This window comes from Variovorax sp. 3319 (assembly GCF_031456585.1).
In the GTDB taxonomy this organism is placed as follows: domain Bacteria; phylum Pseudomonadota; class Gammaproteobacteria; order Burkholderiales; family Burkholderiaceae_C; genus Variovorax; species Variovorax paradoxus_P.
On record NZ_JAVDUZ010000001.1, the window covers coordinates 103888 to 128926 of the forward strand.

Genomic DNA, 25039 nt, shown 5'->3' on the forward strand with positions numbered 1-25039 from the left:
GTGGCAGCACGCGAGCTTCGCGCATTGCAGTGACAGGGGCATGACGAGGGGCCGCAACCGGCGTGCAAGCACATGTCTTCTGACAAATGCCTGTCACACGCCGCTGCCAGCATCGCCGCGTTCATGGCGCTTGCCATGGGTACTTTCTTCTTCCGCGTTACTTCCCGCTTCGTCTTCTTTTCCGAGGTATTCCCCATGCTGCGTCGTTCTATCCGCTGGGCCGCCGTGCCGGCCGCCCTGCTTTCGCTGGCCTTTGCCGCTTCGGCCCAAGGCCGCACCGAGCTGCTGGTGTACACGGCGCTGGAAGCCGACCAGGTGCAGGCCTACAAGGCTGCGTTTGAAAAAGAAAACCCGGCCATCGAGCTGAAGTTCGTGCGCGATTCCACCGGCATCGTCACCGCCAAGCTGCTGGCCGAAAAGGCCAACCCGCAAGCCGACGTGGTGTGGGGCCTGGCCGCCACCTCGCTGATGCTGCTCGACAAGGAGGGCATGCTGCAACCCTATGCGCCCAAGGGCCTGGACGCCATCAAGCCCACGATGCGCGATGCGGCCAACCCGCCCAAGTGGGTGGGCATGGACGTGTGGTCGTCGGCCATCTGCTTCAACACCGCCGAAGCGCAAAAGAAGAGCCTGCCCAAGCCCACAAGCTGGGCCGACCTGACCAATCCGGTCTACAAGGGCCAGATCACCATGCCCAACCCCGCCGCGTCGGGTACGGGCTACCTGATGGTCTCGGGCTGGATCCAGATGATGGGCGAAGAAAAGGCGTGGAAGTACATGGACGCGCTGCACCAGAACATCGGCATCTACAGCCAGTCGGGCAGCAAGCCCTGCCGCCAGGCCGGCGCCGGCGAGTTCGCGCTTGGCATGTCGTTCGAATACCGCGCCAACAAGACCAAGCGCGACGGCGCTCCCATCGACATCGTGCTGCCCAAGGAAGGCCTGGGCTGGGACATGGAAGCCACCGGCATCATGAAGACCAGCAAGAAGCAGGAAGCAGCCAAGGCGCTTGCCGATTGGGCAGTGACCAGGCAGGCCAACGAGCTGTACGCAAAGAACTTTGCGGTGCTCGCGCTGCCGGGTATCCAGGAAAAGCTCGAGTTCGTGCCCGGCGACGTGGAGAAGCTGCTCGCCAAGAACGACTTCACCTGGGCCGCAGCCAACCGCGACCGCATCCTGACGGAATGGTCGAAGCGCTACGAATCCAAGTCGGAAAAGAAGCCGATGTGATGACCAGCTTTCTTTCTCTTCGCGGCATAGGCAAGTCCTTTGGCGCCACGCGGGTGCTCGACGGCATCGACCTGGACATCGAGCCGGGCGAGTTCGTGTGCCTGCTCGGGCCCTCGGGTTGCGGCAAGACGACGCTGCTGCGCATCGTGTGCGGCATCGAGCGTGCCGACAGCGGGCAGATACTGCTCGGCGGGCAGGACATCGCGGGCCTGCCCCCCGCCGCGCGCGGCTTTGGCGTGGTGTTCCAGTCGTATGCGCTGTTCCCCAATCTCACTGCCGCGCAGAACATTGCCTACGGGCTGCATCCCACCGGCGCACTGGCGCGCGAGATGGCCAAGCGCTCGCGCGAGATGCTCGACCTGGTCGGGCTGGCCGCCCATGCCGACAAGTACCCGGTGCAGCTTTCGGGCGGCCAGCAGCAGCGCGTCGCATTGGCCCGTGCACTGGCGCCCAACCCGCGCCTGCTGTTGCTCGACGAACCGCTGTCGGCACTCGATGCGCAGGTGCGCGCAAGCCTGCGCAGCGAAATACGCTCGCTGCAGAAGCGCCTGGGCATCGTCACCATCATGGTCACGCACGACCAGGAAGAAGCCCTCTCGATGGCCGACCGCGTGGTGCTGATGCACAACGGCCGCATCGAGCAGGCCGGCACGCCCGACGAGCTCTACCGCCAACCGCGCACGCGCTTTGTGGCAGGCTTTGTCGGCCGCATGAACATGCTGCCCGCCACGGTGTTGGCCGACGGCAAAGTGCGCGTGCGCGAAAGCGAACTGTTCTGTGCGCCGGGCAACCTGAGCGTAGGTGCGCAGGCCACGGTGGGCATTCGGCCCGAGCATGTGGTGGTCAAACGCTTCGGTTCGGAGCTCGGCGCCAACAGCTTTGCGGCGCGACTGTTGGATACGGAGTTCTTCGGCAACCGCACTTCGGCCCGGCTGGCTTGCGAGCCGCTGGGCATCGAGATCGAAGCCGAGTTGCCGGCAGATGCGCGTGGCGATGGCGGGGAGCCGCTGGTGCCCAGCAGCATGGTGCATATCCAGTTGCCTTTGAATGCGCTGTCTGTTCTGGCGCATTGAATGAGTTCCTGGTTGTCGGTTCGCAGCGTCGTGCGTTTGATGCTTTATTCGGGGCGCGCACCCGCCGACGGGGTACCTTTCTCCGCGAATGTCCCCCGGCCTGCGGCCTCCTCCTTTATTTCGCTGCGCAAGGCACCCCATCGACGGGCGCGTTGCAAAGAGCGGTTGTTGATCGGCGGTGCACCCGCCCTGAACTCAGCCACCGCCAATTCGAGCGGGTCCCGCTGACATGAGCAGCTCTCCCGAAGCCGTCGCCACCCTCCCGATGGTGATCACACGCAGAAACGAATTCGACCGCGAACGCTGGCTGACAGGCGCCGCCGTGTGGCTCGTCGTATTGCTGCTGGTCGTGATTGTCGCGCTGCCCGTCGGCGCACTTGTCGGCCAGAGCTTCTTCGACCGCACCGGCGTGTTCGTCGGCGCGGCCAACTTTGCGCGCTACCTCGAGAACCCTGCGCTGGTGCAGTCGGCTTTCAACAGCCTTGGGCTCGCTGCGATCAGTGCCGTGATCTGCACGGCCATTGCCTATGTGTATGCCTACGGCCTCACGCTTTCTTGCATGCCGGCCAAGGGCGTGCTGCGTGCCGTGGCGCTCATCCCGCTGCTTGCACCTTCGCTGTTGCCGGCCATCAGCCTGGTCTATCTGTTCGGCAACCAGGGGATCTTCAAGGGGCTGCTGGGCGGTGCGTCGATCTATGGCCCGTTGGGCATTGTTCTCGGTTCGGTGTTCTGGACACTGCCGCATGCGCTGCTGATTCTCACCACCGCCATGGCCACTTCCGATGGTCGGCTCTACGAGGCGGCGCAAACGCTCGGCGCTTCTCGTTGGCGCATCTTTCGCACGGTGACGCTGCCGTCTTCCCGCTACGGCCTCATCGTTGCAGCGATGGTGGTGTTTGTGCTGGTGATTACCGACTTCGGCGTGCCCAAAGTGGTGGGCGGGCAGACGGGCGTGCTTGCTACCGACATCTACAAGCAGGTGGTCGGTCAGCAAAACTTTGAGATGGGCGCGGTGGTCGGTCTGGTGCTGTTGATTCCGGCGGTGCTCTCGTTCCTGGTCGAGCGTCGCGTGCGAAGCAAACAGGCCGCGGCGCTCTCGGCGCGCGCCACGCCTTACCGGCCGGAGCCCGTCAAAACGCGAGACCGTGCGCTGTTGGTGTTCTGCGTGCTCACGGCCTGCGCCATTGTCGTGATGATCGGCATGGCGGTGTTCGCGTCGCTTGCTACCTACTGGCCCTACAAGCTTGCTCCGTCGCTCAAGAACTACGACTTCGGCAACATGGACGGCGGCGGCTGGGGCAGCTACTTCAACTCGCTGCGGCTTGCGGTGTGCGCGGCGGTGTTGGGTGCATTCGCCACCTTCATTTCGGCCTACCTCGTCGAAAAGCCGCGCCACTTCGGTTTGCCGCGCGAGTTGCTCAACCTGCTCGCCAATTTGCCGCTTGCAGTGCCGGGGCTGGTGCTGGGTGTGGGCTACATCTTCTTCTTCGTTTCGCCGTCGAATCCGCTGCGCGCCATCTACGGCAGCATGACCATTCTCGTGGTGTGTACGGTGGCGCATTTCTTCTCGGTCGCGCACCTCACTTCGCTCACCGCGCTGCGCCAGCTCGACCGCGAATACGAGCTGGTGTCCGAGTCGATGGGCGTTCCCTTCTGGCGCACACTCTGGCGCGTGCACCTGCCGGTGGCGCTGCCTACCGTGCTCAACGTGGGCGGCTATTTTTTCGTCAATGCAATGACGACGGTGTCGGCCGTCGTCTTCCTCTATTCGCCGCAGACCACGCTGGCCGCCATTGCCGTGCTCAACATGGACGATGCCGGCGACGTGGCGCCCGCCGCGGCCATGGCCTCGCTGATCATGCTTACGGCCGCTACAGGCCGCGGCGTGTTCGCGCTGGCCGGGCACTGGGCGCTCGCGCGCACCCAAACCTGGAGAAACCGGTAATGCCCGGACCTCGAATCGACAACAGCAGCAACACCAGTAACAACAGCTTCGACGTGATCGTCGTCGGGGCCGGCATCGTGGGCATGGCCCATGCGTATACGGCGGCGCAGCGCGGCCTCAAGGTGTGCGTGGTCGAGCGCGATGCGGCCTGCATCGGCGCGTCGATCCGCAACTTCGGCTTCATCACCATTACCGGGCAAGCGCCGGGCGACACCTGGCGCCGCGCGATGCACGCCCGCGAGGTCTGGCAACACATCGCGCCTCAGGCTGGCATAGACATCGTGCACCGCAACCTCTGGCTCGCGGCCTACCGGAACGAAGCGCACGACGTGCTCGAAGCCTTCATGCGAACCCCCATGGGCCAAGGCTGCGAACTGCTCGATGCGGCCGACGCGCAGGCCAAGGCGCCGGCGCTGAGCTTGGCCGACGCTCGCTCGGTGCTCTTCAGCCCGCACGAGCTGCGCGTGGAATCGCGCACCGCCATCGGCCTGCTTGCGAAATGGCTGGCCAAAGTGCATGGCGTGGTGTTCCGCTTCGGTGAAACCGTGCACGAGGTAGAAACGCCGCGCGTGCGTACTTCGCGCGGCACATTGCGCGGCGAGCGCGTGGTGGTGTGCACCAACACCGACCTGCACGGCCTGTTTGCCGAACGCATTGCCGCGCACGAGCTCACGCTGTGCCGCCTGCAGATGCTGCGCGTCAAGCCGGAGGTCGGCTTTCGGCTGCCGGGCTCCGTAATGATGGACCTGAGCCTGGTGCGCTACGAGGGCTACAGCACCTTGCCCGAAGCGGCCGCCTTGCGCGCGCGGCTTCAAGAGGAAGAAGCCGCTTCGCTCGCGCACGGCATTCACCTCATCGTGGTGCAAAGCGCCGACGGCTCCCTGGTGGTTGGCGACTCGCACCACTACGGCGATGCGCCCGAGCCGTTTGCGATGGAAGAGGTCGATCAGCTCATCCTGCGCCATCTTCGCAGCACGCTCAATCTCGAAACAGCGCAGGTCACCGAGCGGTGGACCGGCGTCTATCCGTCGTCGAAAGCCGCGCCCTGCGTGATCGATGCGCCCGACGACGCGACGCGCGTGGTGCTGGTTACCAGCGGCACCGGTGCGAGCACCGGCTTCGGCATCGCGCACGACGTGTTCGAGACATGGTGACCTCCTTTTTATGAACGCACACAATCACTCCAAGCTCCAGGCCGTCGTCTTCGACTGGGCCGGCACCATCATCGACTTTGGCTCTTGCGCGCCCATGGGTGCCTTCGTGAAACTGTTCGAACAGTTCGGCGTGGACATCACCGTTGCCGAAGCACGCGGGCCGATGGGCATGGCCAAGTGGGACCACATCAAGGCGCTGGGCACGCTGCCGCGCATCGCGTCGCAGTGGGAGGCGGCGCAGGGCCACGCCTTCAGCGATGCCGACGTCGATCATCTCTACGAAGTGTTCACGCCGATGAACGCGGCCAGCGTGCGCGACCATGCGGAGTTCATTCCCGGAGCGCTGGAGGCCGTCAATGCCGCGCGCGAACGCGGTCTCAAGATAGGTTCGACCACCGGCTACAACCGGCCGATCATGGAAGTGGTGACGCCCATTGCCGCCGCTGGCGGCTATGCGCCCGACAACCTCGTGTGCGCCGGCGATCTTGCCGAAGGCCGCCCCTCGCCGCTCATGATGTACCGCTGCTTTGCCGACCTGGGCGTGTGGCCGCCGCACACGGTGGTCAAGGTCGATGACACGGGCGTGGGCCTGCAGGAGGGCCTGAACGCCGGCACCTGGGCCGTGGGCCTTGCGATAAGCGGCAACGCGACAGGCCTCACGCTCGTCGAATGGCAGGCGCTCGATGCTGCACAGCAGCAAGAGCACCGCGAGCGCGCCACTTCGCAACTACAGGCTGCGGGTGCCCACTACGTGATCGACAGCGTGGCCGACTTGCCCAATGTGCTCGAGGACATCGAGCGCCGGTTGCAGGCGGGCGAGCGGCCGGCCACGGCCTGAGGGACTGCCCCCCGAAAGGCGCGAACGCGCACGGCGCGGCGTCCGACTTGACTTGCAGGGTGGCGGGCATAGCATCCGCCGCATGAGAAGCACAGCCGTAGTTCTTCTGTTCTGCATCGGCCTGTTGACGGCCGGCTGCAACGACAAGCCCAAGCCGGGCGGACCGATGCCCAAGGCTTCGGCGAATGTCGTGATGCCGGTGCTGTCCGCAGGCTGATTCGCCGCATCGGGCGGCAGGCGGCCAGGCGCCGCCGGTTATTGCGCGCTCGCGTCGATGCGTCTCCGTACCTGCGGGTATCCTCGCGGCGGAGAAAAACAATGACGACACCCGAGACAAGCATCCATCAAGCCGATTCACGCTATGCCATGGTGCGGCTCGGCCTCACGCTGCTCGTCATGACCGTCGGCAGCAGCGGCATGTACGTGGTCTCGGTGATGCTGCCCGCGGTGCAGGCCGAGTTCGGTGTCGCGCGCGCCGATGCTTCGTTGCCATATACCTTGCTGATGCTCGGCTTCGGCGTGGGTGGCGTGCTGATGGGGCGGCTGGCCGATCGCTTCGGCGTGATGTGGCCCTTGCTGGTCGGTGCGTTGAGCCTCGGCGTGGGCTATGTCGCGTGCGGCATGGCCGACGGCATCGTTGCCTTCATTGCGGCGCAGGCCGTGCTGGTCGGCCTGCTGGGAAGTGCCGCGGCTTTTGCGCCCCTGGTGGCCGATACGTCGCTGTGGTTCGTCAAGCGGCGCGGCATTGCGGTGGCGGTATGCGCGAGCGGCAACTATGTGGCCGGCGCCATCTGGCCGCCGATTGCACAGCATTTCATCGAGACGGTCGGCTGGCGCCAGACCTACATCGGCATGGGCATTTTCTGCGGGCTTGCGATGGCGGCGCTCGCGCTGTTCTTTCGTGCACGGCCACCGGCATTGGCCACCGCACCGGCGGGCGCTGAATCGGGTGCGGCGCCGGTGCGAGACATGATGCGGCCCTTCGGCTTCAGCATGGGCACTGCCCAGGGGCTGCTGTGCGTGGCAGGCGTGGCCTGTTGCGTTGCCATGGCAATGCCGCAGGTACACATCGTGGCCTATTGCGGCGACCTCGGCTACGGCGCTGCTCGGGGTGCGCAGATGCTGTCGCTGATGCTGGGCTTTGGCGTGGTGAGCCGGCTGGTGTCGGGCGCAATCTGCGACCGCATCGGCGGGCTGCGCACGCTGCTGCTTGGCGGCGTGCTGCAGTGCGTGGCGCTGCTGCTCTTCCTGCCCTTCGACGGGCTGGTGCCGCTGTATGTGATCTCGGCGCTGTTCGGCCTGTTCCAGGGCGGGCTCGTGCCGTCTTACGCCATCATCGTGCGCGAGCACTTCCCGCCCGCGGAAGCAGGCGCGCGCGTGGGCACGGTGCTGATGTTCACGCTCTTCGGCATGGCGCTGGGCGGCTGGATGTCGGGCAAGATTTTCGACCTGACGGGCAGCTACCACGCGGCATTCCTGAACGGTATCGGCTGGAACCTGCTGAACGTCAGCATCGCGGCGCTGCTGACGTTCAGGGTTCGGCAGCTGTGGCTTCGCACCGCCACGGCATAGCTTGCGCGGCTACAGGTCGACGAAGCCCATCGCCGGATCGCTCACCGTGTGCCTGCCGGTTTCCACCCGGCCGGCAAAGCGGCGCAGGTAGGCCGGGTCGGCATCGCAGGCAACCTCGAAGTCGTACCACTGGCCGCTGGTGGCGAGCTCCCAATGCTGTTCGGCCGCGGCGCCGCCGTCGACCGTTGCAATCCACGGGCCATCGCTGCGGTAAGCCTTGGCGCTCACGGTGAACTTGCAGCTCTTTGTTCCGCCGTTGCGCATGTCGAGGTAGACGTTGCCGTTGGCAATGTCGTAGCACACCCGCACTTCAGGGCTGGCGCCGCTTGCGCGCAGCGCATTGAGATTGCCCTTGAAGTGGCGATGAAAGCCGTTGGGCCCGAGCACCCACAAGTCGTAGAAGCCGCTGTTGTCCGCGGCGGCATTCCAGGTGTCGTCGAGCGTCTTGCCGGCTTCTACCGTGTAGCGGCGCGGCAGGCGGCCAAGGTTGAGCTTGTCGTACACATGGAACACCGCGCCTGCCTTGCCGGTGTTCGCGAACAGCAATTGCACGGTGCCCCCAGCCGCATCGGCCCGCGCACTGGCATGCAGTTCGTAAGGCAGCGCACGCGATGGGCGCGTGCCCGTTGGCTGGCGCGGCAGCTGCGGGTCGATCGGCAGCGGCACCTGGCCGAGCGCCTCCTGGCTCAGGCGCAATTGGTCGGCCTGGTTGCGGGTGCTGCGTCCCGCGAGCGTGGGCAGCGGCTCGTCGTTGGGATTGGCAAAGTTGAAGGCGCTGGTGAGGTCGCCGCACACTGTGCGCCGGAAGGCGCCGATATTGGGCTCCTTCACGCCGAAACGCGCTTCGATGAAGCGGATCACCGATGTGTGGTCGAAGGCCTGCGAGTCGACCCAGCCGCCGCGGCTCCAGGGCGAGATCACGTACATCGGCACGCGCGGGCCAGGGCCGTACACGCGGCCGTCGGGCGCAGGCTGCTTGGTGCTGCCGGGCGGCGCCGCATGGGTGAAATACTCGGGAGCCAGGTCGGCCGTGGGCAGGGTGGTCTTGCCGGCAAAGGTGCCGTCGCCAAGCGGCGATGGCGCCGAAGGCGAAGGCACGTGGTCGAAGTAACCGTCGTTCTCGTCGAAGTTGACGAGCAGCACGGTCTTGCTCCACACCTCGGGCACGGCGGTGAGCGCGTCCAGCACCTCTTGCAGGAACCATGCGCCCTGCACCGGGCTCGACGGGCCCGGGTGCTCGCAGTAGATCGACGGGGCGTTCATCCAGCACACCTGTGGCAGCTTGCCTTCGCGAATATCGCGCCTGAAGGCGTCGAGGTAGTCCTCGGGCCGTGTGCCGGGCAATGTGTTTGCCACGCCCTTGTAGAGTGGACTCTTCGCATCGTCCGTCGCTCGGTCGTAGGCGCGGTAGGGCAGCGGCTGGCCGGTATCGGCATAGGGCGAGTTGGGCTCGCCGCCGCTGGACACCGGAAAGCCCGAATCGAGGTTCGCCTGGCGGAACTGCCGAAAGGCACCCAGCATGTTGTCGCCCCATTCGTCCGGCATGTTCTGGTAGCTGATCCAGCGCACGCCGGCCTCTTCGAGCCGTTCGGCATAGGTCTTCCATGTGTAGCCGGTGTTCACCGACTCTGGCCGCCCGTCGATCCAATCCCACTCGTTCTTGACGAAAGCGGTGTTGGTGGGAATCGCACCGTTGGTTCCGGTGAGATGGAAGGCGCGGTTCGCGTCGGTGCCGGTATGCATGCTGCAGTGGTACGCGTCGCAAAGCGTGAAGGCGTTGGCCAGCGCAAACTGGAACGGGATCTCCGCCTCCTTGTGGTAGCCCATGGCCTTGCTGGTCTTGTAGCGCGGCCACTGGTACATGCGGCCGCTGTCCCAGGCGTTCTGGCTGTCGGCCCAGTCGTGGGGTGTGCCGCCGTCGCGCTGCGCGTTGCCCTTGCGGCTGTCCAGGTGGTAGGGCAGCACCAGCTTGCCGCTGCCGTCGGTCTGCTGCCAGACGTTCAGGCCCTTGGGCAGCGGAATGGTGAACCGGTCGCCAAAGCCGCGCACGCCCATGAGCGTGCCGAAGTAGTGGTCGAACGAACGGTTCTCCTGCATGAGGATGACGATGTGCTCGACGTCCTGGATGGTGCCGGTCTTGTTGTTGGCCGGAATGGCCAGGGCGCGCCGGATGCTCGGCGGAAAGGCCGAGAGCGCGAGCGCTGCGGCACCGGTAGTGGCGGTGCCCGTGAGAAACCTGCGGCGTGAGTTCATGCGCGTGCAGCCCTCACAGGTCGGCCAGGCCCATTGCCGGATCACTCACCGAGTGCTTGCCGGTTTCCACGCGGCCCGCAAAGCGGCGCACGAAGCTCGTGTCGGCATCGCAGCTCACCGCAAAGTCGTACCAGGCGCCGCTGGCTGCCAGGTCCCAGTGCAGTTCGGCCTTGGCGCCGCCCGCTACCGTCGCGGTCCACGGGCCGTCGGTGCGGTAGGCCTTGGCGCGCACGGTGAACTTGCAGGCATTCTTGCCGCCGTTGAGCATTTCCAGGTACACGTTGCCGTTGGCAATGTCGTAGCACACGCGCACTTCAGGCGCAGCCGCGTCGCCGCTGCGAAGGGCGTTCAGGTCGCCCTTGAAGTGGCGATGAAAGCCATTCGGCCCCAGCACCCACAGGTCGTAGAAGCCGCTGTTGTCGCTCATCGAGTTCCACGTGTCGTCCAGCGTCTTGCCGGGCTCGACCGTGTAGCGGCGCGGCAGGCGATCGAGGTTGAGCTTGTCGTACACGTGGAACACCGCGGCGGCCGTGCCGGTGTTGGCGAACAGCAGTTGGGTTTTTCCGCCGGTGGCGTCGATGCGGGCGCTCGTGTGCAGCTCGTAGGGCAGCGCGCGCGAGGGGCGCGTGCCTTTGGCTTGAAGCGGCAGTTGCGGCAGCGCCGGAAACGGCACCTGCGAAAGTGCCTCCTGGTCCGTGCGCAACTGGTCGGCCTGCGCCTTGGTCTTGCGGCCTGCGAGCGTGGGCAGTGCTTCGTCGTTGGGCGAAGCGAAGTTGAACGCAGTGGTGAGGTCGCCGCACACCGCACGGCGGAAGCCGCTGATGTTCGTTTCCTTCACGCCGAACCGTGCTTCGATGAAACGGATCACAGAGGTGTGGTCGAAGGCCTGCGAGTTGACCCAGCCGCCGCGGCTCCAGGGCGACACCACGTACATCGGCACGCGCACGCCGGGGCCGTACACGCGGCCGTCGGGCGGCGGCTGGTCGGTGGTGCCGGGCGGATTCGGATGGTTGAAGTATTCGGGAGCGAGCGCTTCGACCGGCAGCGTCGTCTTGCCAGCTGGCGTTCCGTCGGCGTTGATGGACGGCGCGGCCGGCGAAGGAACGTGGTCGAAGTAGCCGTCGTTCTCGTCGAAGTTGATGATGAACACGGTCTTGCTCCACACCTCTGGCACCGCGGTGAGCGCGTCGAGCGTTTCCTGGATGTACCAGCCGCCCTGCACGGGGCTCGAAGGGCCGGGGTGCTCGGAATAGGTGGCGGGCGCGACGATCCACGACACCTGGGGCAGCTTGCCGTTCTTGATGTCCTGGCGGAACCGGTCGAGAAAGCCGCCGTCGGGCATGGTGTTGGCAATGCCCTTGTAGAGCGGATTGCCGGCGTCGTCGCTGGCCGGGTCGTAGGCGGGCGAGGCCACGTCGTTGCTCACGGGCTTGCCGGAAGCTTCGTTGGCGAGGCGGTACTGCTTGAAGCCGGCCAGCGAGTTGTCGGTGAAGTTGTCGGGCATGTTCTGGTAGACGATCCAGCTGACCTTGGCTTCCTGCAGGCGCTCGGGGTAGGTCTTCCAGGTGTAGCCGTTGGCGGAGCTGTCGATGCCGTCCCACTCGTTATTGACCGTGGCCACGTTCGCGCCGGTGGGGCCGTTGGTGCCGGTCCAGAGAAACATGCGGTTCGAATTGGTGCCGGTGTGCATGCTGCAGTGGTACGCATCGCAGACCGTGAAGGCGTTGGCCAGCGCAAATTGAAACGGCAGTTCCGCATCGTTGAGGTAGCCCATCGATTGCGTGAAGGGTGCCGTCTTGGTCTTCTTGTATTTCACCCATTCGTGCATGCGCCCGCCGGCCCATGCAGCCTGGCCGTCGCTCCAGCTGTGCGGCGTGCCGGCCACGCGTTGCGCGTTGCCCTTGGAGCCGTCCAGGTGATAGGGCAGCACTTCCTTGCCCGCGTCGTCGAGTTGCTGCCACACGCTGCGTCCGTTGGGCAGCGGAATGGTGAAGCGGTCGCCGAAGCCGCGCACGCCCATGAGCGTGCCGAAGTAGTGGTCGAACGAACGGTTCTCCTGCATGAGGATGACGATGTGCTCGACGTCCTGGATGGTGCCGGTCTTGTTGTTGGCCGGAATGGCCAGGGCGCGGCGAATGCTCGGCGGAAAGGCGGCGAGTGCGAGCGCTGCGGCACCGGTGGTGGCCGTGCCCTGCAGGAATTTGCGACGTGAATTCATGGCTTGTTTTGCTTGGTCTTGGGGTTTGCGGTCGGGCGCTGGGATGGGCTGTGCAACTTGTTGCAATGGGCGCTCAGGGCGCGCAGCGCATCTCGGGCTTCACGCCGGTGTCGGGTGCAGGCGGGTTCGGGTTGGCCGGCGTGTCGGGTCCGCCTGGTGTAGTGGGCGTCGTGGGCGTGCCGCCACCGGGCAGGAAGCCCGAAAAACCGCCGCCTCCGTCGCCGCCACCGCAGGCGGAAAGAGCACAGGCCAGGGCCACTGCGGAAAAGAGCCGCACGGAGGGAAATGAAAATCGCATGATGGGTTTCCTTGGTGTTGTGGTGTGTGCGCTCGGATGCGGCAAAAAAAATGGCGCCATGAAGGCACCGCGCACCGGACAGACCGCAAGACTAGGGAGAACCCGTTACATCGCCATGAAAGAGCGATGACAACGCAAAGGCGCGAGACGCGCCACCGGAGCGGGGCGCCGCAATGGCGCCCGCGCCGCAAGAGGCTCAGCGCTCGTTGCTGATGCCGCTGGAAACGTGGCCTGCCGGCACGTGGCGTGCCGCGGCGTCGACGTGGCCGGTCTGGTCGTCGAAGAAGAAGTCGGGTTCGAATTCGCGCAGGAATTCGCCCTTGGGCAAACCGCCGAGGAACATCGCTTCATCGACGCGGATGTTCCACTTCATGAGCGTGCGAATCGCGCGTTCGTGCGCGGGAGCGCTGCGTGCGGTAACCAGCGCGGTGCGGATGCGCATTTGCGCATTGCCGGCCATCTGCAGCCGATGCAGCGCGGACAGCAGCGGCTTGAACGGGCCTTCGGGCAGCGGCAGGTCGGCCTTGCTGAGCTCGTGCGCCTGGAACGCGTCGAGGCCCTCGGCCTGGAACACGCGCTCGGCCTCGTCGGAGAACAGCACCGCGTCACCGTCGAAGGCAATGCGCACTTCGTTCGGCCAGGCATCGCTGGCCTTGACCGATTCGACCAGCACCCGCGCGGCCGGAAAGCCCGCGTTGAGCGCCTCGCGCACGTCTTGCGCGTTGACCGAAAGGAACAGGTGCGCACGCAGCGGCCGCAGGTAGCCGAAGGGCGGACGGCCCTGGGTGAACACACCGCGCTGCAGCTTGATGTCGGCCGCCGCGCTGGAGCGGAAGATGCGCATGCCAGAGACGGGGTCGTTGCGCGAGAGAATGACCACCTCGACGCGCTGCACGCCGTCGTCGTTGAAGCGCAGCAGCTTGCGGATCAGCGAGTAGGCAATGCCCGGTGCGGCCGGCACGTCGATGCGGTCGAGCTGCAGCTTCATGTAGCCCTCGTTGTCGCCGGCCTCGAAGATCTTGTTTTCTTCTTCGAGGTTGAACAGCGCGCGCGAAGATATCGCGACCACGAGCTTGTCTTCGAGCGTAACGGGCATGGGGTTTCGGGCTTCCTTGCGGGCGTTGTTACTTGACGAACTGGTTCAGCTGGATGATGGGCAGCATCACCGCCAGCACGATGAGCATCACCACCCCGCCCATGGCCACGATCAACAGGGGTTCGAGAATGGTGGCCAGGTGCATTGCGCGGCGCTGCACTTCGGCGCCGAGCTGGTTGGCCGCGCGCTGCAGCATCAGCGGCAGCGTGCCGGTCTGCTCGCCGAGGCGGGCAAACATCGATACCAGTCCGGGAAAGCGTTTTTTCTGCGCCAGCGCCGAGGCGAGCGGCGCGCCTTCGCGCACCAGCACCAGCGCATCGAGTGCGTCCGCGCGCATTGCGCGGTTGCCCAGCGTTTCGGATGCGGCCTGCAGCGCACGCAAGATCGGCACGCCGGCAGTCGCGAGCATGGCCAGCGTGCTTGCAAAGCGCGCCGCGTTGTAGCCTCGCGCGAGCTTGCCGACCAGCGGCAGCTTGAGCCACGCGGCGTCGAACTTCAGGCGGAAGGCTTCTTGCGCCAGCGCCAATCGCGCAGCGATGGCAACGAACACCACGCCGCCCAGCATCCACCAGCCGTAGTTGCGCACCGCCGCACTCAGCGACAGCATCACGGTGGTGAGAAAAGGCAGCGAGCGCTTGGTGCCCGCGAACACCTGCGCCACCTGCGGCACCACATAGCTCACCAGAAAGATCACGATCACGATGGCAACCAGCGTGACGATGGCCGGGTAGAGCGCCGCGCCGACAAGCTTTTGCTGCAGCACCTGCCGCTCTTCGAGGTCGTCGGCCAGGCGGTCGAGCACGAGGCCGAGGTTGCCGCTCTGCTCACCCGCGCCGATCACGGCCGTGTAGATGGGCGAGAACTCGCGCGGATGCGCCGCAAGCGCACGCGCAAAAGGCGAGCCTGCGTTGACTTCGGCGCGCAGCGATGCGACCAGGTTGCGCTGCGGCTCGGTCTCTGCTTCGTCGGTGAGCGCGGTCAGCGCGCGTTCGAGCGGCAGGCCCGAAGACACGAGCCCCGCGAGTTGGCGCGTCCACACCGCGAGGCCCGTTGAATTGAAAATTCTTGCGCCGCCGCCGAGCCACCGGCGCAGGCCCCCGTTGCCCGTGCCGTTGACGTGGCTGCTGCCGACCGGCGTGACCGACAGCGGAATGAGCGCCTGTGCGCGCAGCAGGCTGCGGGCGCTGCGCGCTGTGTCGGCCTCGAGCACGCCTTCGCGCGACTGGCCGCTGGCATCGATGGCTTCGAAGGAATAGGCGGGCATGGCAGAGCGAAGAGCTTATTCGCGCGTGACCCGCAACAGTTCGGCACGCGACGTGATGCCGGCCTGCACCAGCCGTTCGCCGTCCTCGCGCATGGAGCGCAGGCCGCCGCGCGCGCCGGCCTCGAAGAGCTGGCTTTCCGCGGCCTTGCCGTGGATGAGCGCCTGCACTTCGTCGTCGGCCACCAGCAGCTCGAAGATGCCGGTGCGGCCCTGGTAACCGGTCTGGCCGCAGACCTCGCAGCCGGCGCCGCCGCATGCCGTGCACACCTTGCGCACCAGGCGTTGGGCCAGCACGCCCAGGAGCGACGAGCTCAGGAGGAAAGGTTCCACCCCCATGTCGGTGAGGCGCGTGACGGCGCTCACCGAGTCGTTGGTGTGCAGCGTGGCGAGTACCAGGTGGCCGGTGAGCGAGGCCTGGATGGCGATCTGCGCGGTTTCGAAGTCGCGGATTTCGCCGATCATGATCACGTCCGGGTCCTGCCGCAGGATGGCGCGCAGCGCCTTCGCGAAGGTGAGTTCGATCTTGGCGTTGATCTGCGTCTGGCCCACGCCGGGCAGTTCGTATTCGATGGGGTCTTCCACCGTCATGATGTTGCTGCGGCTCGCGTCGAGCCGGGCCAGCGCGGCGTACAGCGTGGTGGTCTTGCCCGAACCCGTGGGGCCGGTTACCAGGATGATGCCGTGCGGCTGTGCGATGAGTTTTTCAAAGCGCTCCAGCGTGTCGCCCTGCATGCCGACCGATTCGAGTGTGAGCTTCGATTCGGTCTTGTCCAGAAGGCGGAGCACGGCGCGTTCGCCATGGGCGCTCGGCAGCGTCGAAACCCGCACATCGACCGCGCGCGTGCCGATGCGAAGGCTGATGCGTCCGTCCTGCGGCAGCCGCTTCTCGGAAATGTCGAGGTCGGCCATGATCTTCAGGCGCGAGATCAGCGCGGCGTGCAGCGCGCGGTTGGGCTGCACCACCTCGCGCAGCGTGCCGTCGATGCGAAAGCGCACGGACGAAGTGCGCTCATAAGGCTCGATGTGAATGTCGCTTGCGCCGTCGCGCGCTGCCTGTGTGAGCAGCGCGTTCAGCATGCGGATGATGGGCGCATCGCCCGCGCTTTCCAGCAGGTCTTCGACCGCGGGCAGCTCCTGCATCATGCGCGAGAGGTCGGCGTCGCTCTGCACCTCGCTCACCACCGCGGCGGCGCTCGATTCGCCCTGCGCATAGGCCGCGCTGATGCGTTGCGCGAGCGGGCCGTCGGCCAGCACTTCGAAGGCCTGTACGCCATATTTGCGCGTGACCTCACCAAGTGCGCTGCGCGAGGGGTGGCTGGACATCCACAGCGTGTAGTGGCCGTCATCGGCCTCTTCGAGCAGCAGCTGCTGGCTGCGTGCGAACGCGTAGGGCAGGGGGTGGCGCATGGGCGGTAACAGCGGTGCGTTTGTTGGAGCGGCGGACCGGGGCTTCAGGGGAGTTCGCGCGAGCTGGTCGGGTCGGCAGTGGGCGGCAAGGCACCGCGCAGCGGGCTCGGGCGCAAGCTGCGTGTGTCGGCCGGCGGGCGCGGCGGCGGAATGAGTTGCGTGCCCTGGATGCGTTCGCTGCTGTTGCTGCTGCTTGTGCGCTCGGTCTGGCGCGGTGCCGGGGCCTCCGGCAGCACGGGCGCGGAATCGACGCCGCGCAGCATGATGTTGTCGGTGTTCGGCTGGGTGCGCTGCTGCATGCCGCGGATCTCGTCGTAGCGGTCGTAGGCAAAGGCTTCGGTCGAGGCGCCGTCGCGCATGACCGCGGGGCGCAGGAACATCATCAGGTTGCTCTTGTTGCGCGTACGGATCTCGTTCTTGAAGAGGTTGCCGAGCACTGGAATGTCGCCCGCCAACGGCACCTTTTCGACCGTGTTGCCATAGTCGTCCGACAGCAGCCCGCCGAGCATGACGAGGCCGCCGTCTTCCACCAGCACGCTCGATTCGATCGAGCGCTTGTTGGTGGTCGGGCCGTTGGGGTTGTTGACGGTGTTGCCGTCGACCGTGGAGGTCTCCTGGAAGATGGTCATCTTCACGGTGCCGTTCTCGTTGATGGTCGGGCGCACACGCAGCGTAAGGCCCACGTCCTTGCGTTCGACGGTGGTGAACGGGTTGATGCCCACCGAACCCGAGGTGCTGGCGTACTGGCCCGTGACGAAGGGCACGTTCTGGCCGATGACGATCTTGGCTTCTTCGTTGTCCAGCGTCAGCAGGTTGGGCGTCGAGAGCACATTGGCGTCGCCGTCGCTGTTGAAGAAGTTGGCGATGGCGCCCAGGATGTATTGCCCGCCGATCTTGCCCGCGATGCCGAGGTTGAGCCCCGAGGACGGCCGCACATTGGCCACGTCGCGCGTGGCCAGGGCCTGCGTCAGTGCCAGGATGTTGGCGCTGGCCAGGCTTGAATTGGTGCCGATGACCGCGTTGTTGCCCAGCGCGCTCTGCCACTGCACGCCGAAGTTGGCGGCCTTCTTGGCGCTGACCTCGACGATCAGCGCCTCGATCATCACTTGCGCGCGCCGGCCGTCGAGCTTGTCGATTACCGCGCGCATCTGCCGGTATTGGGGCTCTGGCGCCGTGATGATCAGCGAGTTGGTCGAGGGGTCTGCCTGGATCTGCCCGCCGGTGGAAGGCTGGTTGGCATTGTTCAGCGGCGCGTTGGCGGCGGCCGAGCCGCCTTGGCCGCTGAGGTTGACCTGCTGCATGGCCTGCGGAATGTTGGCTTGCTGCTGTGCCTGGGCACCGCCGCCTGCAGCGCCTGGCGTACCCGGCGTGCCGGGCAGCTGGTTGGCTGCCATGGCGGCGCGCAGCGTGGCTGCAAGGCGCACCGCATCGGCGTTCTTGAGATAAACCACGTAGATGTTGCCGGCCGCGCCGTTGCTGCTTTCGGCCGGGGCGCGGTCGAGCTTTTCGACCAGCGTGCGCACCAGCGCAGCGCGCGCCGGATTGGCCGCACGCAGGATCAGCGCATTGCTGCGCGGGTCCGCCAGCAGGGTGGTGCGGAAAGATGCGTCGGCCGTGCCCGGCGCGGCGGCGCCCGGTGCGCCCGAGCCGCTGCCGTCGACCAGGCGGGTGATCAGCGGCAGCATGTCGGTGGCGATGGAATGCTTGAGCGGAATCACCTCGATGTCGGACGCGTTGGGCACGTCGAGCGCCGCGATGATGCGGCTCAGGCGGCGCATGTTGTCCGCGTAGTCGGTAATCACGAGCGAGTTGTTGCCCGGATTCACGTTGATGGTGTTGTTGGGCGGAATGAGCGGGCGCAGCACCGGCAGCAGGCTGTTGGCGGACTCGTAGTTGAGCCTGAAGATCTGCGTGACGATCTGGTTGCCGGCCACCGCGCCGGCGCTGGGCGTGGCGGTATTGACCGTTTGTGTCTGCAGCTTGGCGTCGGCCTCGGGCACCACCTTGTAGAGCCCTTCGGACTCGACCACCGCGAAGCCCTGCAGGCGCAGCGCCGAAGCAAACTGGTTGAACGCAGCGGCTGGTGCAATGGCGCGGTCGGTCACGAGGTTCATGGTGCCCTTCACGCGCGGGTCGACCACCACGTCGCGGCCGGTGACCACCGCCATGGTGCGCGCAACAGCCTCGATGTCGGCGTTGGCAAAGTTGAGCGTGATGGGTTCGCCCCGGCGCGGCGCATCGGGACTGGCGGCTTGCGCGAACGCGGGCGGCACGGCTTGCAGGAAGGTGGCGGCGATCAGCATTTGCGCTGCGAGTGCAACGATGCCGAGGCGGCTGCCGTGCGAAGTCAATGGCTTCATCATGATCAACCCAGGGTGATGATCGAACGCGTGTTGTCACGTCGTCCGATGATGTTCAACAAATTGGAAAGTGCGTCTTCTCGACCGGGCGCGGCACTGGCTTCGCCGTTGAAGCGAAAGGCCGTGCCGTTCCAGCTGCCGCTGCCGTTGAGCTGCAGGCTGCCTTCGCGCGTGCTCAGCAGCAGGCTCGGCCGGCTGCCGCCTTCGAGCGTGAGCCGGTAGCTGCCCATCGGCTTCAGGGTCGAAAGGCTCGACGACACATCGGTGGCGTCGAGCGTGGCCTGGCCTGCGATGCGCAGCACGGGGCCGTCCCACTGCATCGTGAGGGCCCTGGTGGAAAGATCGAGCGTGCCTTCGAGCTTGAGTGTGTTCCAGGGCGCGCCCAGGCCGGTCAGCAAGGTGGCGGGCCAGCGCGAGCTGCCGTCGCCCCATTGCAGCTGCATGCCGTCGGCTCGCGGGCTGGCCTTGAGCTGGATCGGCCGCGCGGCGCAGCAGGGCAGGTCGAGCACGGCGAACATGCCGTTCCAGGTGGGCCGCATGCGCCAGTTGAGAGACCCGGGCAGCGACACCGCTTCGGCGCCGCCTGCACCGCTTGCAAGCACCACTGCGGCCGCACCGTTCCAGACCGTGCCGCGCGGGTTGACGAGCAGCAGCCGGCCCTGGCTCCAGCTGGACAGTGCAGAGGCGAGCCAGCGGGCCGGCGCGAACAGGACGAGCGCCAGCAGCGCACCGATCACGATGCCGAGCAAGGCCCAGCGCCAGCCGCCGCGCGGCGTGGGTTCGGAGAGGGAAGAGCGCGTCACCATGCGGCGGTGCTCGTGCTCAACGGGCCGCGGGCAGCGCCATCACGAGCGTGCCCTCCCAGCGCACCTTTGGAGGTTGCGCGTCTTTGCTGCCCGCCGCCGGCGGCGCCGCGGCCGCACGGGTCAGGTGGGCTTCACGCGGCACGGCGTGGGCATTGCCGCGAGCCTGCGAGAGCCACTGGGCCAAGTCGTCCGGCGTGGCGCGCAGCGTGACGGTAGCGGCACCGTCGCCGCTGGCCGTGATGAGCTGGGCGTTGGTGCCCAGGCTCTGCCGCACGGAAGTTTCGAGGGCACGCAGTGCGTCGTCGCGGTTCAGGCGGGGCTGCGCCTGCAGCGCCTTTGCGCGGTTCTGCAACGTGGCCATCTGCTGCAATTGCGCGTCGAGCCGTGCGTGTTCGGCCGGTGCCGCTGCGAGCGTTCGCAGCGCCGGGGCGAGCGCAATCCACCACAAGAGGGCGAGCACCACGAGCGCCACGGCAACGGCGACCATGCGCCGCTCGCGCAGTTCGAGCGAAGCCCAGCGGGCCCGGAGTTGTTCGGTGAAGTTCATCGCGAAGCCTCGGCTTGCACCAGCAGCAGATCGCCTTCGGCGCGCACGCTGTAGCCACGCGGGCCCATGGCACCCGAGAGCTTTGTGAGTTCGGATGGCTGCAAGCCCAGGCCGCGCAGGCGCAGCTGGCCGGCGCTGTAGTCCACGGCGGTGGGTATGCGGCCCGGTGGCAGATTGGAGGCGAGCGCGCCGATCATCGGTTCGAAGTCGCTGCCTGCGACGTCGCCGACGGCCTGCTGCAGCGCCGCGACTTCGCGAGCCATTTGCACGGGCGCATCGACCACCAGCTTCACCGACGGAAAGGTCTGGGTCAGCATGGTCTTGACTGCCTGCCGCTTGGCATCGAGTGCATTGCGTTCTTTCCAGGCCCAGGCGTTGAGACCGACCAACTGGGTGAGCAGCAGCGCAATGACGCCCCAGCGCGCGGCGCGCCATTCGGGTGCGTAGCGCAGCGTCTGGACCACCGATGCAAATTTTTTGCCGGCGCGGGCGCGGCCCGTGACGGCGAGATCGAACTGCGCGAGCTCCCAGGGCGAGCGCGTGGCCTGCAGCCAGCGCTGGGGTGCCTGCACGATGGGCAACCGGCGCTCTAGCAGTTGCTCGGCGGCCTGGGCGACGGCGGGTTCGGCGGCGATGACGGCGGTGTCGAGTGGCAGGCTGCCGGAGAGCGCCAGCCCGGCACCCGCAAGCGGCAGCGAGACGACGCCGTCGGCATCGCACACCGTGAGCTGCGGCGCCTCGGCTTCGCCGGTGATCTGCAGGAGCGGCGGACCGTCGGCCGGTTGCGGCGCAAACTCAGGAACGATGCGCACCACGCGCCGTCCCGCCGATTCGAGCCCCTGCACGATGCTGCGCAGCCAGATGCGGTTGCAGGCCGCCACCCACACCGGCCCGCCGGCCTTGGCATCGGGTTCGAGGGCAAAGTGCAACGCCTCGGGATCGTCGAGCAAGTGCTCTTCGAGCAGGCCGTCGAGCACGGCGCGCAACTTGGAGGCGCTGCCCATGCTTCCCTTGGGCAAGGTGACGCGGTGCCACGAGAGCGCTGCGGCAGGAATGCCGAGCGTGATGTCCGCGCTGGCCGGCAGCAGTGCGAGCAGGGCGCGGCCATGGTCGCGCAAAGCGATGCCGTCGTCGCCAGCCTGGGCCCAGTCGTACTCGCCCGCGGCGTCCGCCGGAGGGAGGGGGGCGATGAGCAACAGCGGTGTCATTTCGATTTCGGAAGGGCGGCTGATTGTAGGGGTGCGCTTATTGCATTGACGCTACCTTATTTGTAGCGTGTGACGTAGTTGCGACGGGCGTTAGGCAATGATTTTGGTGCAAGAAAACCGGTGGAGGAAGCCGGACTCAGGGTTTAGCCGGAGGTGCTGTCATTCCGGCTCCGCGATTGCGCCAGATCGTCTTCACGGTGATGCCGTCGCGCTGCAGCAGCGACCGCTCTTCTACCCAGGTGCGGTCGAGCCGAAGCCTGCCGTAGACCTCGAAGAACTGGGTGCTCACGCTGTGCTGGGCCGCGTTGAATTGCGTGCCGCCATTAGGCAAGGCGGCGTTGGCGTCGGCAATCTGCTTGAAGAACGAGCGTGTGCGCTTTTCGACCAGCTGGCGCGCATCGCTGATGCTCAAGGACGGCAGGCTGGCGCTGATGGCCTCGGCGCTCGCGGTGTTGATGTTGAGAGGGGTGCGAATCGGCAGGATCGTTACGTAGGGCTCGAGGGCCGCCGCCGTCGAGGGCGAAAGGCCAAGCCACACCAGCTGCGAAACTTCTTGCGGCATGAGCGGCGCGGCGCCGCTGTCGCCGCCGCCGGACGCGTCGGTGCCCGTTGCCAGGGCCCGCAGGAGCGAGCTTGTCATTACGCTGAGCTCGGACGCCGGCAGGCCCAGGATGTTGAACAGCTTGGTGAAGGTGGCAACACTCGCCGGGACAGGCTTGTTTCCATCGATCAGGGACAGCACGTTGAGCTTGGATTGGGCATCGACGATGCGGCCCGACAGAAACGCGTCGGGCAGGCCTTCGAGGTTGTCGCTTGCCACGTTTTTTTCGGCCGACAGAAAACTGGTGAGCCGCGCCTCCGCGAGCGGTACGGCCCACGGTTCGGCCAGGTGGTCGGGGCCGCCGGTGAAGGCGTCTTCGCGCAGGATGAGGCGCGACCAGTCGAGTGCGCCAATCAACACCCACGCCGCCTGCACGCGCCCGCGCTCTGCGGCCTCGACCTCCGACGAACGCCATTGCTGCCACAGCGCCGCCGCCGAGAAGGTTGCGACCAGCATCACCGTGAGCATTGCCGCGAGCAATGCGGCGCCGCGTTGCCGCAGCGGGCGCCGGCGGTTTGCAAAGAAGCGCCCGGTCATGAGCGCGGCGCTCCCACCGTGGGCTTGACCCAGTCGCGCGTGAGCGTGCCGGCGAGCCCTTCGCCGGGAGCGAGGTTCAGCACCAGGCGAATGCCATCCGGCATGTTCACGATGGCGCCTGCCGGATTTGCGGGGTTCGCCGGGTTGGGCGCGCCGCTCGGCAACTCGCCCGCGAGGGTCCAGGTGTTTTCGCGAAAGTAATAGAGCTGCCAGCTGTCCACCGGCATCAGTGCGACGTCTCCGGCGCCGCCCTCCTGCGCCCAGGAGGCGGCCATGTTCCAGGCCTGCTGCCATTCGCCGCGCGTGGTGAATGGCGGCGACTGCCAGCGCCGCCAGCGGGTGCCGTCGGCACCGGAGCGCAGCGTCCATGCGACCACGTGCATGGCCGGCGCTGCCGCATCGCTGCCGCGGCGTGTGAGCCGCAATACGCGGCCGTTCCAGTCGATGGGGCGGGTTTGCGCGAGTGCGGTTACGGCGTCGAGATCGGCGCTCCATTGCGCGAGCGTGGTCTGCAGCGTCAATACTGCGTCGGCGCGCTGCTGGTTTTGCGTGGTGGCGCGTGACATGCCGTCGAGCCCGCGCCAGCTCACGAGCGACAGCAGCGCCATTACCGCAATGGCCACGAGCAGTTCGATCAGGGTGAAGCCCAGCTGTTTTTTTTGCTGGCGGGCGGCGCGGCGCATCAGAAGCGGCCCACCACGGTCGAGATGCGCAGCACCGGCGCGTTTGCTTCGTCGCGCACCTGCACGTCGACGCGCCGGAAGTTGGGGTTGAGCGTGGCGATGGTGGAAGTGGTCACGTTGAACGAGACGCCAGCCTGCACGCAGATCGAACCCGAATCGCCCACGGCCGGCATTTGCCGCGCGAGCCGGGCCTTGGCAAGCTCGTTCTCGGCGCACAGGTCGGCCAGAAGCAGGTCCGACTGGCGCTGCGCATTGCGCGTGAGCGACATGGTGGCTTGCGAACCCGCCGCGAGCGCCAAGGCAACGATGCCGAGCGCAATCAGCACTTCGATCAGCGTGAATCCGCCGTGTGCCGAACGTGGGCTGCTGCTCATGGCGTGGTGACGGTGAAAGGCCGCAAGCCGTCGGTTGCAATGCGCAGCGACCGCGCAGGCGGGCCTTCGGAATACAGCACGATCTGCTGTGCGGCAATGATCGGGTCCGGGCCCAGTTGCACGGCCGCAACCGGCGCGCCGCCTGCCAGCGAAGCCTGGGCACTGATGCCGCTGGAAGCCCATCCGCTGGGCAACGCACCCGGGGCCAATCCGTCGAAGACGAAGCTTCCGCCTTCCACAATGCGCCAGCGCACCGCAACGCCGCTTGCGCGCGACTGGGCACGGGCCGATTCGAGCAGCGCGGCCAGCCGGTCGGCCTCCCGGTCGAGCGTGGCGGCGCTGCTGTCGCGCAAGGCAAAGCTCACGCCGGCAGTGGCCATCGCGATGATCGCGATCACCACGATCAGCTCGAGCAGCGTGAAGCCGCGAGCGCGGCTATTGCCAGCTGCCGATGTCGGCATTCTTGCCCTCGCCGCCGGCCTGGCCATCGGCCCCGAGCGAGAGCACGTCGATTTCGCCCTTGATACCCGGATTCATGTATTGGTACGGATGGCCCCACGGATCGTTCGGCAGCTTCTCGACATAGGGCTTCCAGTTGGGCGCGGCAGGGCCGGCCGTGGGGCGCGTGAGCAGCGCCTGCAGGCCTTGCTCGGCCGTGGGGTAGCGCTGGTTGTCCAGGCGGTAGAGCTTGAGCGCCTGCATCAGGTTGTTGATGTCGGTCTTGGCTGCGGTCACGCGGGCGTCATCGGCGCGCTCGATCACGTTCGGCACGATCAGCGCGGCGAGCACGCCGATGATGACCAGCACCACCATCAATTCGATCAGCGTGAAGCCGCGCTGGGCGGTGCGGGCTGCGTCGCGAAGGATTTTTTTCATAGCTTGGATGACATGTTTCGGAAAGCGCGCTGCATGATAATCCGCGGCCATGACAAGTCCCTATTCCGCTGCCCGCTGGCACGCCCCCGTTGCAACCACGGGACTCTGGGCGCTGGCGGCCGGCGCCGCGGTGTTCTGGGGACTGCGGCTCGCCAGTCCGGCCGAACCGGTAGCGGCGGCGGCAACAATGCCGCGAGCGGCGGTGTCGGCCGATGCGGAGGCTGTCGCAAGACTGCTGGGCGCGATTTCGGGAACCGAAGCGGCGCCTGCGGCACCCGAGGCAGCCAGCCGCTTTGTGCTTTCGGGTGTGGTGGCCGATCCTTTCAACCAGGGCGCAGCGCTGATCTCCATTGACGGCAAGCCGCCGCGACCGTTTCGCGTTGGTTCGCGTGTGGGCGAGAACTATGTGCTGCAGTCGGTGGGCGTGCGTGCGGCAACGCTCGGCACCAGCGCGCAGGGGCCGGCGGCGTTTACGCTGCAGTTGCCGGTGCGGGCGCCGATCAGCGTCGGCAACACGGGCTTGCCGAGCATGCCGGCGGCGCCTTCACCTGCGGCACGGCCCAGCGGGCTCTTTCCGGCAGCGGTTCCGCCGGTGATTGCGCCTTCGCCTGCTGCCGATGCGGCTGCGCAGCAATTGCAGCAACCCCAACAACCCCAACAGGTGCCGCCGCCGGCACCTGCGCAACTCGCGCAATAGGC

The 25039-nt window shown here is 66.7% G+C and carries 23 protein-coding genes; 8 read left to right on the forward strand and 15 right to left on the reverse strand.

The genetic code is table 11. The features are described 5' to 3' along the window. Positions 1-195: 195 nt before the first annotated feature. The 7 genes from J2X67_RS00510 (at position 196) to J2X67_RS00540 (ending at position 7812) form a co-directional block, all read left to right on the forward strand. Positions 196-1230 carry a putative 2-aminoethylphosphonate ABC transporter substrate-binding protein gene (locus J2X67_RS00510; protein ID WP_309949548.1) on the forward strand — a complete coding sequence of 345 codons (1035 nt, stop codon included), beginning with the start codon at positions 196-198 and terminating at the stop codon, positions 1228-1230. Beyond that, complete coding sequence (locus J2X67_RS00515) at positions 1230-2303, forward strand: ATP-binding cassette domain-containing protein (RefSeq protein ID WP_309949549.1); 1074 nt, start codon at positions 1230-1232, stop codon at positions 2301-2303. The genes J2X67_RS00510 and J2X67_RS00515 overlap by 1 nt, the downstream gene beginning before the upstream one ends. Positions 2304-2532: 229 nt before the next feature. Next, positions 2533-4248: a putative 2-aminoethylphosphonate ABC transporter permease subunit gene (locus tag J2X67_RS00520; protein WP_309949550.1), complete on the forward strand. Its 1716-nt coding sequence runs from the start codon at positions 2533-2535 to the stop codon at positions 4246-4248. Beyond that, positions 4248-5402: a TIGR03364 family FAD-dependent oxidoreductase gene (locus tag J2X67_RS00525; protein WP_309949551.1), complete on the forward strand. Its 1155-nt coding sequence runs from the start codon at positions 4248-4250 to the stop codon at positions 5400-5402. Before J2X67_RS00520 ends, J2X67_RS00525 begins: the two co-directional genes overlap by 1 nt. Positions 5403-5412: 10 nt before the next feature. After that, on the forward strand, positions 5413-6240 hold the full coding sequence (gene phnX / locus J2X67_RS00530; RefSeq protein ID WP_309949552.1) for a phosphonoacetaldehyde hydrolase: 828 nt from the start codon (positions 5413-5415) through the stop codon (positions 6238-6240). An 82-nt stretch (positions 6241-6322) separates the two neighbouring features. Further along, the gene (locus tag J2X67_RS00535) at positions 6323-6457 is read left to right on the forward strand and encodes a hypothetical protein (protein WP_309949554.1); all 135 of its coding nucleotides are present in this window, start codon (positions 6323-6325) and stop codon (positions 6455-6457) included. A 101-nt stretch (positions 6458-6558) separates the two neighbouring features. Beyond that, positions 6559-7812 carry an MFS transporter gene (locus tag J2X67_RS00540; protein ID WP_309949556.1) on the forward strand — a complete coding sequence of 418 codons (1254 nt, stop codon included), beginning with the start codon at positions 6559-6561 and terminating at the stop codon, positions 7810-7812. Between the two features lie 9 nt (positions 7813-7821). On the opposite strand, the gene J2X67_RS00545 is transcribed toward J2X67_RS00540, so the two are convergent. The 15 genes from J2X67_RS00545 to gspG all read right to left on the reverse strand — a co-directional run bounded on the left by J2X67_RS00545 (position 7822) and on the right by gspG (position 24340). Beyond that, on the reverse strand, positions 7822-10065 hold the full coding sequence (locus tag J2X67_RS00545; RefSeq protein ID WP_309949557.1) for a phosphocholine-specific phospholipase C: 2244 nt from the start codon (positions 10063-10065) through the stop codon (positions 7822-7824). Between the two features lie 13 nt (positions 10066-10078). Then, entirely contained in the window at positions 10079-12283 is a 2205-nt protein-coding gene (locus J2X67_RS00550; RefSeq protein ID WP_309949558.1) for a phosphocholine-specific phospholipase C, read from the reverse strand. A 73-nt stretch (positions 12284-12356) separates the two neighbouring features. Then, positions 12357-12581 (reverse strand): hypothetical protein, encoded by a 225-nt coding sequence (locus J2X67_RS00555; RefSeq protein WP_309949560.1) that lies wholly within the window; start codon positions 12579-12581, stop codon positions 12357-12359. A 196-nt stretch (positions 12582-12777) separates the two neighbouring features. Further along, positions 12778-13677, reverse strand: a complete 900-nt coding sequence (locus J2X67_RS00560; RefSeq protein ID WP_309949562.1) for a 5'-nucleotidase — start codon at positions 13675-13677, stop codon at positions 12778-12780. Between the two features lie 28 nt (positions 13678-13705). Beyond that, complete coding sequence (gene gspF / locus J2X67_RS00565; protein WP_309949564.1) at positions 13706-14941, reverse strand: type II secretion system inner membrane protein GspF; 1236 nt, start codon at positions 14939-14941, stop codon at positions 13706-13708. 15 nt (positions 14942-14956) lie between these two features. Then, positions 14957-16348 (reverse strand): ATPase, T2SS/T4P/T4SS family, encoded by a 1392-nt coding sequence (locus tag J2X67_RS00570; protein WP_309949566.1) that lies wholly within the window; start codon positions 16346-16348, stop codon positions 14957-14959. 44 nt (positions 16349-16392) lie between these two features. Then, the gene (gspD, locus tag J2X67_RS00575; protein ID WP_309949567.1) at positions 16393-18711 is read right to left on the reverse strand and encodes a type II secretion system secretin GspD; all 2319 of its coding nucleotides are present in this window, start codon (positions 18709-18711) and stop codon (positions 16393-16395) included. 2 nt (positions 18712-18713) lie between these two features. After that, positions 18714-19514 (reverse strand): type II secretion system protein N, encoded by an 801-nt coding sequence (gspN, locus tag J2X67_RS00580; RefSeq protein ID WP_309949568.1) that lies wholly within the window; start codon positions 19512-19514, stop codon positions 18714-18716. A 16-nt stretch (positions 19515-19530) separates the two neighbouring features. Then, complete coding sequence (gene gspM, locus J2X67_RS00585; protein ID WP_309949569.1) at positions 19531-20061, reverse strand: type II secretion system protein GspM; 531 nt, start codon at positions 20059-20061, stop codon at positions 19531-19533. Beyond that, the gene (gene gspL / locus J2X67_RS00590; protein ID WP_309949571.1) at positions 20058-21269 is read right to left on the reverse strand and encodes a type II secretion system protein GspL; all 1212 of its coding nucleotides are present in this window, start codon (positions 21267-21269) and stop codon (positions 20058-20060) included. The genes gspM and gspL overlap by 4 nt, the downstream gene beginning before the upstream one ends. A gap of 136 nt (positions 21270-21405) precedes the next feature. Beyond that, entirely contained in the window at positions 21406-22407 is a 1002-nt protein-coding gene (gspK, locus tag J2X67_RS00595) for a type II secretion system minor pseudopilin GspK (protein WP_309949573.1), read from the reverse strand. Continuing rightward, positions 22404-23090 carry a prepilin-type N-terminal cleavage/methylation domain-containing protein gene (locus J2X67_RS00600; protein WP_309949575.1) on the reverse strand — a complete coding sequence of 229 codons (687 nt, stop codon included), beginning with the start codon at positions 23088-23090 and terminating at the stop codon, positions 22404-22406. The genes gspK and J2X67_RS00600 overlap by 4 nt, the downstream gene beginning before the upstream one ends. Further along, entirely contained in the window at positions 23090-23464 is a 375-nt protein-coding gene (gspI, locus tag J2X67_RS00605; protein ID WP_309949577.1) for a type II secretion system minor pseudopilin GspI, read from the reverse strand. Before gspI ends, J2X67_RS00600 begins: the two co-directional genes overlap by 1 nt. Continuing rightward, positions 23461-23925, reverse strand: coding sequence for a GspH/FimT family pseudopilin (locus tag J2X67_RS00610; RefSeq protein WP_309949578.1), 465 nt, complete (start codon positions 23923-23925; stop codon positions 23461-23463). Before J2X67_RS00610 ends, gspI begins: the two co-directional genes overlap by 4 nt. Further along, a complete protein-coding gene (gspG, locus tag J2X67_RS00615; RefSeq protein WP_258504315.1) occupies positions 23900-24340 on the reverse strand; it encodes a type II secretion system major pseudopilin GspG in 441 nt (146 codons plus the stop codon). Before gspG ends, J2X67_RS00610 begins: the two co-directional genes overlap by 26 nt. A gap of 49 nt (positions 24341-24389) precedes the next feature. Here gspG and J2X67_RS00620 point away from each other — a divergent pair, with 49 nt between their 5' ends. Further along, complete coding sequence (locus tag J2X67_RS00620) at positions 24390-25037, forward strand: type II secretion system protein N (RefSeq protein WP_309949579.1); 648 nt, start codon at positions 24390-24392, stop codon at positions 25035-25037. Positions 25038-25039: the final 2 nt, after the last annotated feature.

What these genes read in the sequence shown, in the direction of transcription:
- J2X67_RS00510 (WP_309949548.1), top strand. Translation starts at nt 196, where the DNA reads ATGCTGCGTCGTTCTATCCGCTGGGCCGCCGTGCCGGCCGCCCTGCTT.
- J2X67_RS00515 (WP_309949549.1), top strand. Translation starts at nt 1,230, where the DNA reads ATGACCAGCTTTCTTTCTCTTCGCGGCATAGGCAAGTCCTTTGGCGCC.
- J2X67_RS00520 (WP_309949550.1), top strand. Translation starts at nt 2,533, where the DNA reads ATGAGCAGCTCTCCCGAAGCCGTCGCCACCCTCCCGATGGTGATCACA.
- J2X67_RS00525 (WP_309949551.1), top strand. Translation starts at nt 4,248, where the DNA reads ATGCCCGGACCTCGAATCGACAACAGCAGCAACACCAGTAACAACAGC.
- phnX (WP_309949552.1), top strand. Translation starts at nt 5,413, where the DNA reads ATGAACGCACACAATCACTCCAAGCTCCAGGCCGTCGTCTTCGACTGG.
- J2X67_RS00535 (WP_309949554.1), top strand. Translation starts at nt 6,323, where the DNA reads ATGAGAAGCACAGCCGTAGTTCTTCTGTTCTGCATCGGCCTGTTGACG.
- J2X67_RS00540 (WP_309949556.1), top strand. Translation starts at nt 6,559, where the DNA reads ATGACGACACCCGAGACAAGCATCCATCAAGCCGATTCACGCTATGCC.
- J2X67_RS00545 (WP_309949557.1), bottom strand. Translation starts at nt 10,065, where the DNA reads ATGAACTCACGCCGCAGGTTTCTCACGGGCACCGCCACTACCGGTGCC.
- J2X67_RS00550 (WP_309949558.1), bottom strand. Translation starts at nt 12,283, where the DNA reads ATGAATTCACGTCGCAAATTCCTGCAGGGCACGGCCACCACCGGTGCC.
- J2X67_RS00555 (WP_309949560.1), bottom strand. Translation starts at nt 12,581, where the DNA reads ATGCGATTTTCATTTCCCTCCGTGCGGCTCTTTTCCGCAGTGGCCCTG.
- J2X67_RS00560 (WP_309949562.1), bottom strand. Translation starts at nt 13,677, where the DNA reads ATGCCCGTTACGCTCGAAGACAAGCTCGTGGTCGCGATATCTTCGCGC.
- gspF (WP_309949564.1), bottom strand. Translation starts at nt 14,941, where the DNA reads ATGCCCGCCTATTCCTTCGAAGCCATCGATGCCAGCGGCCAGTCGCGC.
- J2X67_RS00570 (WP_309949566.1), bottom strand. Translation starts at nt 16,348, where the DNA reads ATGCGCCACCCCCTGCCCTACGCGTTCGCACGCAGCCAGCAGCTGCTG.
- gspD (WP_309949567.1), bottom strand. Translation starts at nt 18,711, where the DNA reads ATGATGAAGCCATTGACTTCGCACGGCAGCCGCCTCGGCATCGTTGCA.
- gspN (WP_309949568.1), bottom strand. Translation starts at nt 19,514, where the DNA reads ATGGTGACGCGCTCTTCCCTCTCCGAACCCACGCCGCGCGGCGGCTGG.
- gspM (WP_309949569.1), bottom strand. Translation starts at nt 20,061, where the DNA reads ATGAACTTCACCGAACAACTCCGGGCCCGCTGGGCTTCGCTCGAACTG.
- gspL (WP_309949571.1), bottom strand. Translation starts at nt 21,269, where the DNA reads ATGACACCGCTGTTGCTCATCGCCCCCCTCCCTCCGGCGGACGCCGCG.
- gspK (WP_309949573.1), bottom strand. Translation starts at nt 22,407, where the DNA reads ATGACCGGGCGCTTCTTTGCAAACCGCCGGCGCCCGCTGCGGCAACGC.
- J2X67_RS00600 (WP_309949575.1), bottom strand. Translation starts at nt 23,090, where the DNA reads ATGCGCCGCGCCGCCCGCCAGCAAAAAAAACAGCTGGGCTTCACCCTG.
- gspI (WP_309949577.1), bottom strand. Translation starts at nt 23,464, where the DNA reads ATGAGCAGCAGCCCACGTTCGGCACACGGCGGATTCACGCTGATCGAA.
- J2X67_RS00610 (WP_309949578.1), bottom strand. Translation starts at nt 23,925, where the DNA reads ATGCCGACATCGGCAGCTGGCAATAGCCGCGCTCGCGGCTTCACGCTG.
- gspG (WP_258504315.1), bottom strand. Translation starts at nt 24,340, where the DNA reads ATGAAAAAAATCCTTCGCGACGCAGCCCGCACCGCCCAGCGCGGCTTC.
- J2X67_RS00620 (WP_309949579.1), top strand. Translation starts at nt 24,390, where the DNA reads ATGACAAGTCCCTATTCCGCTGCCCGCTGGCACGCCCCCGTTGCAACC.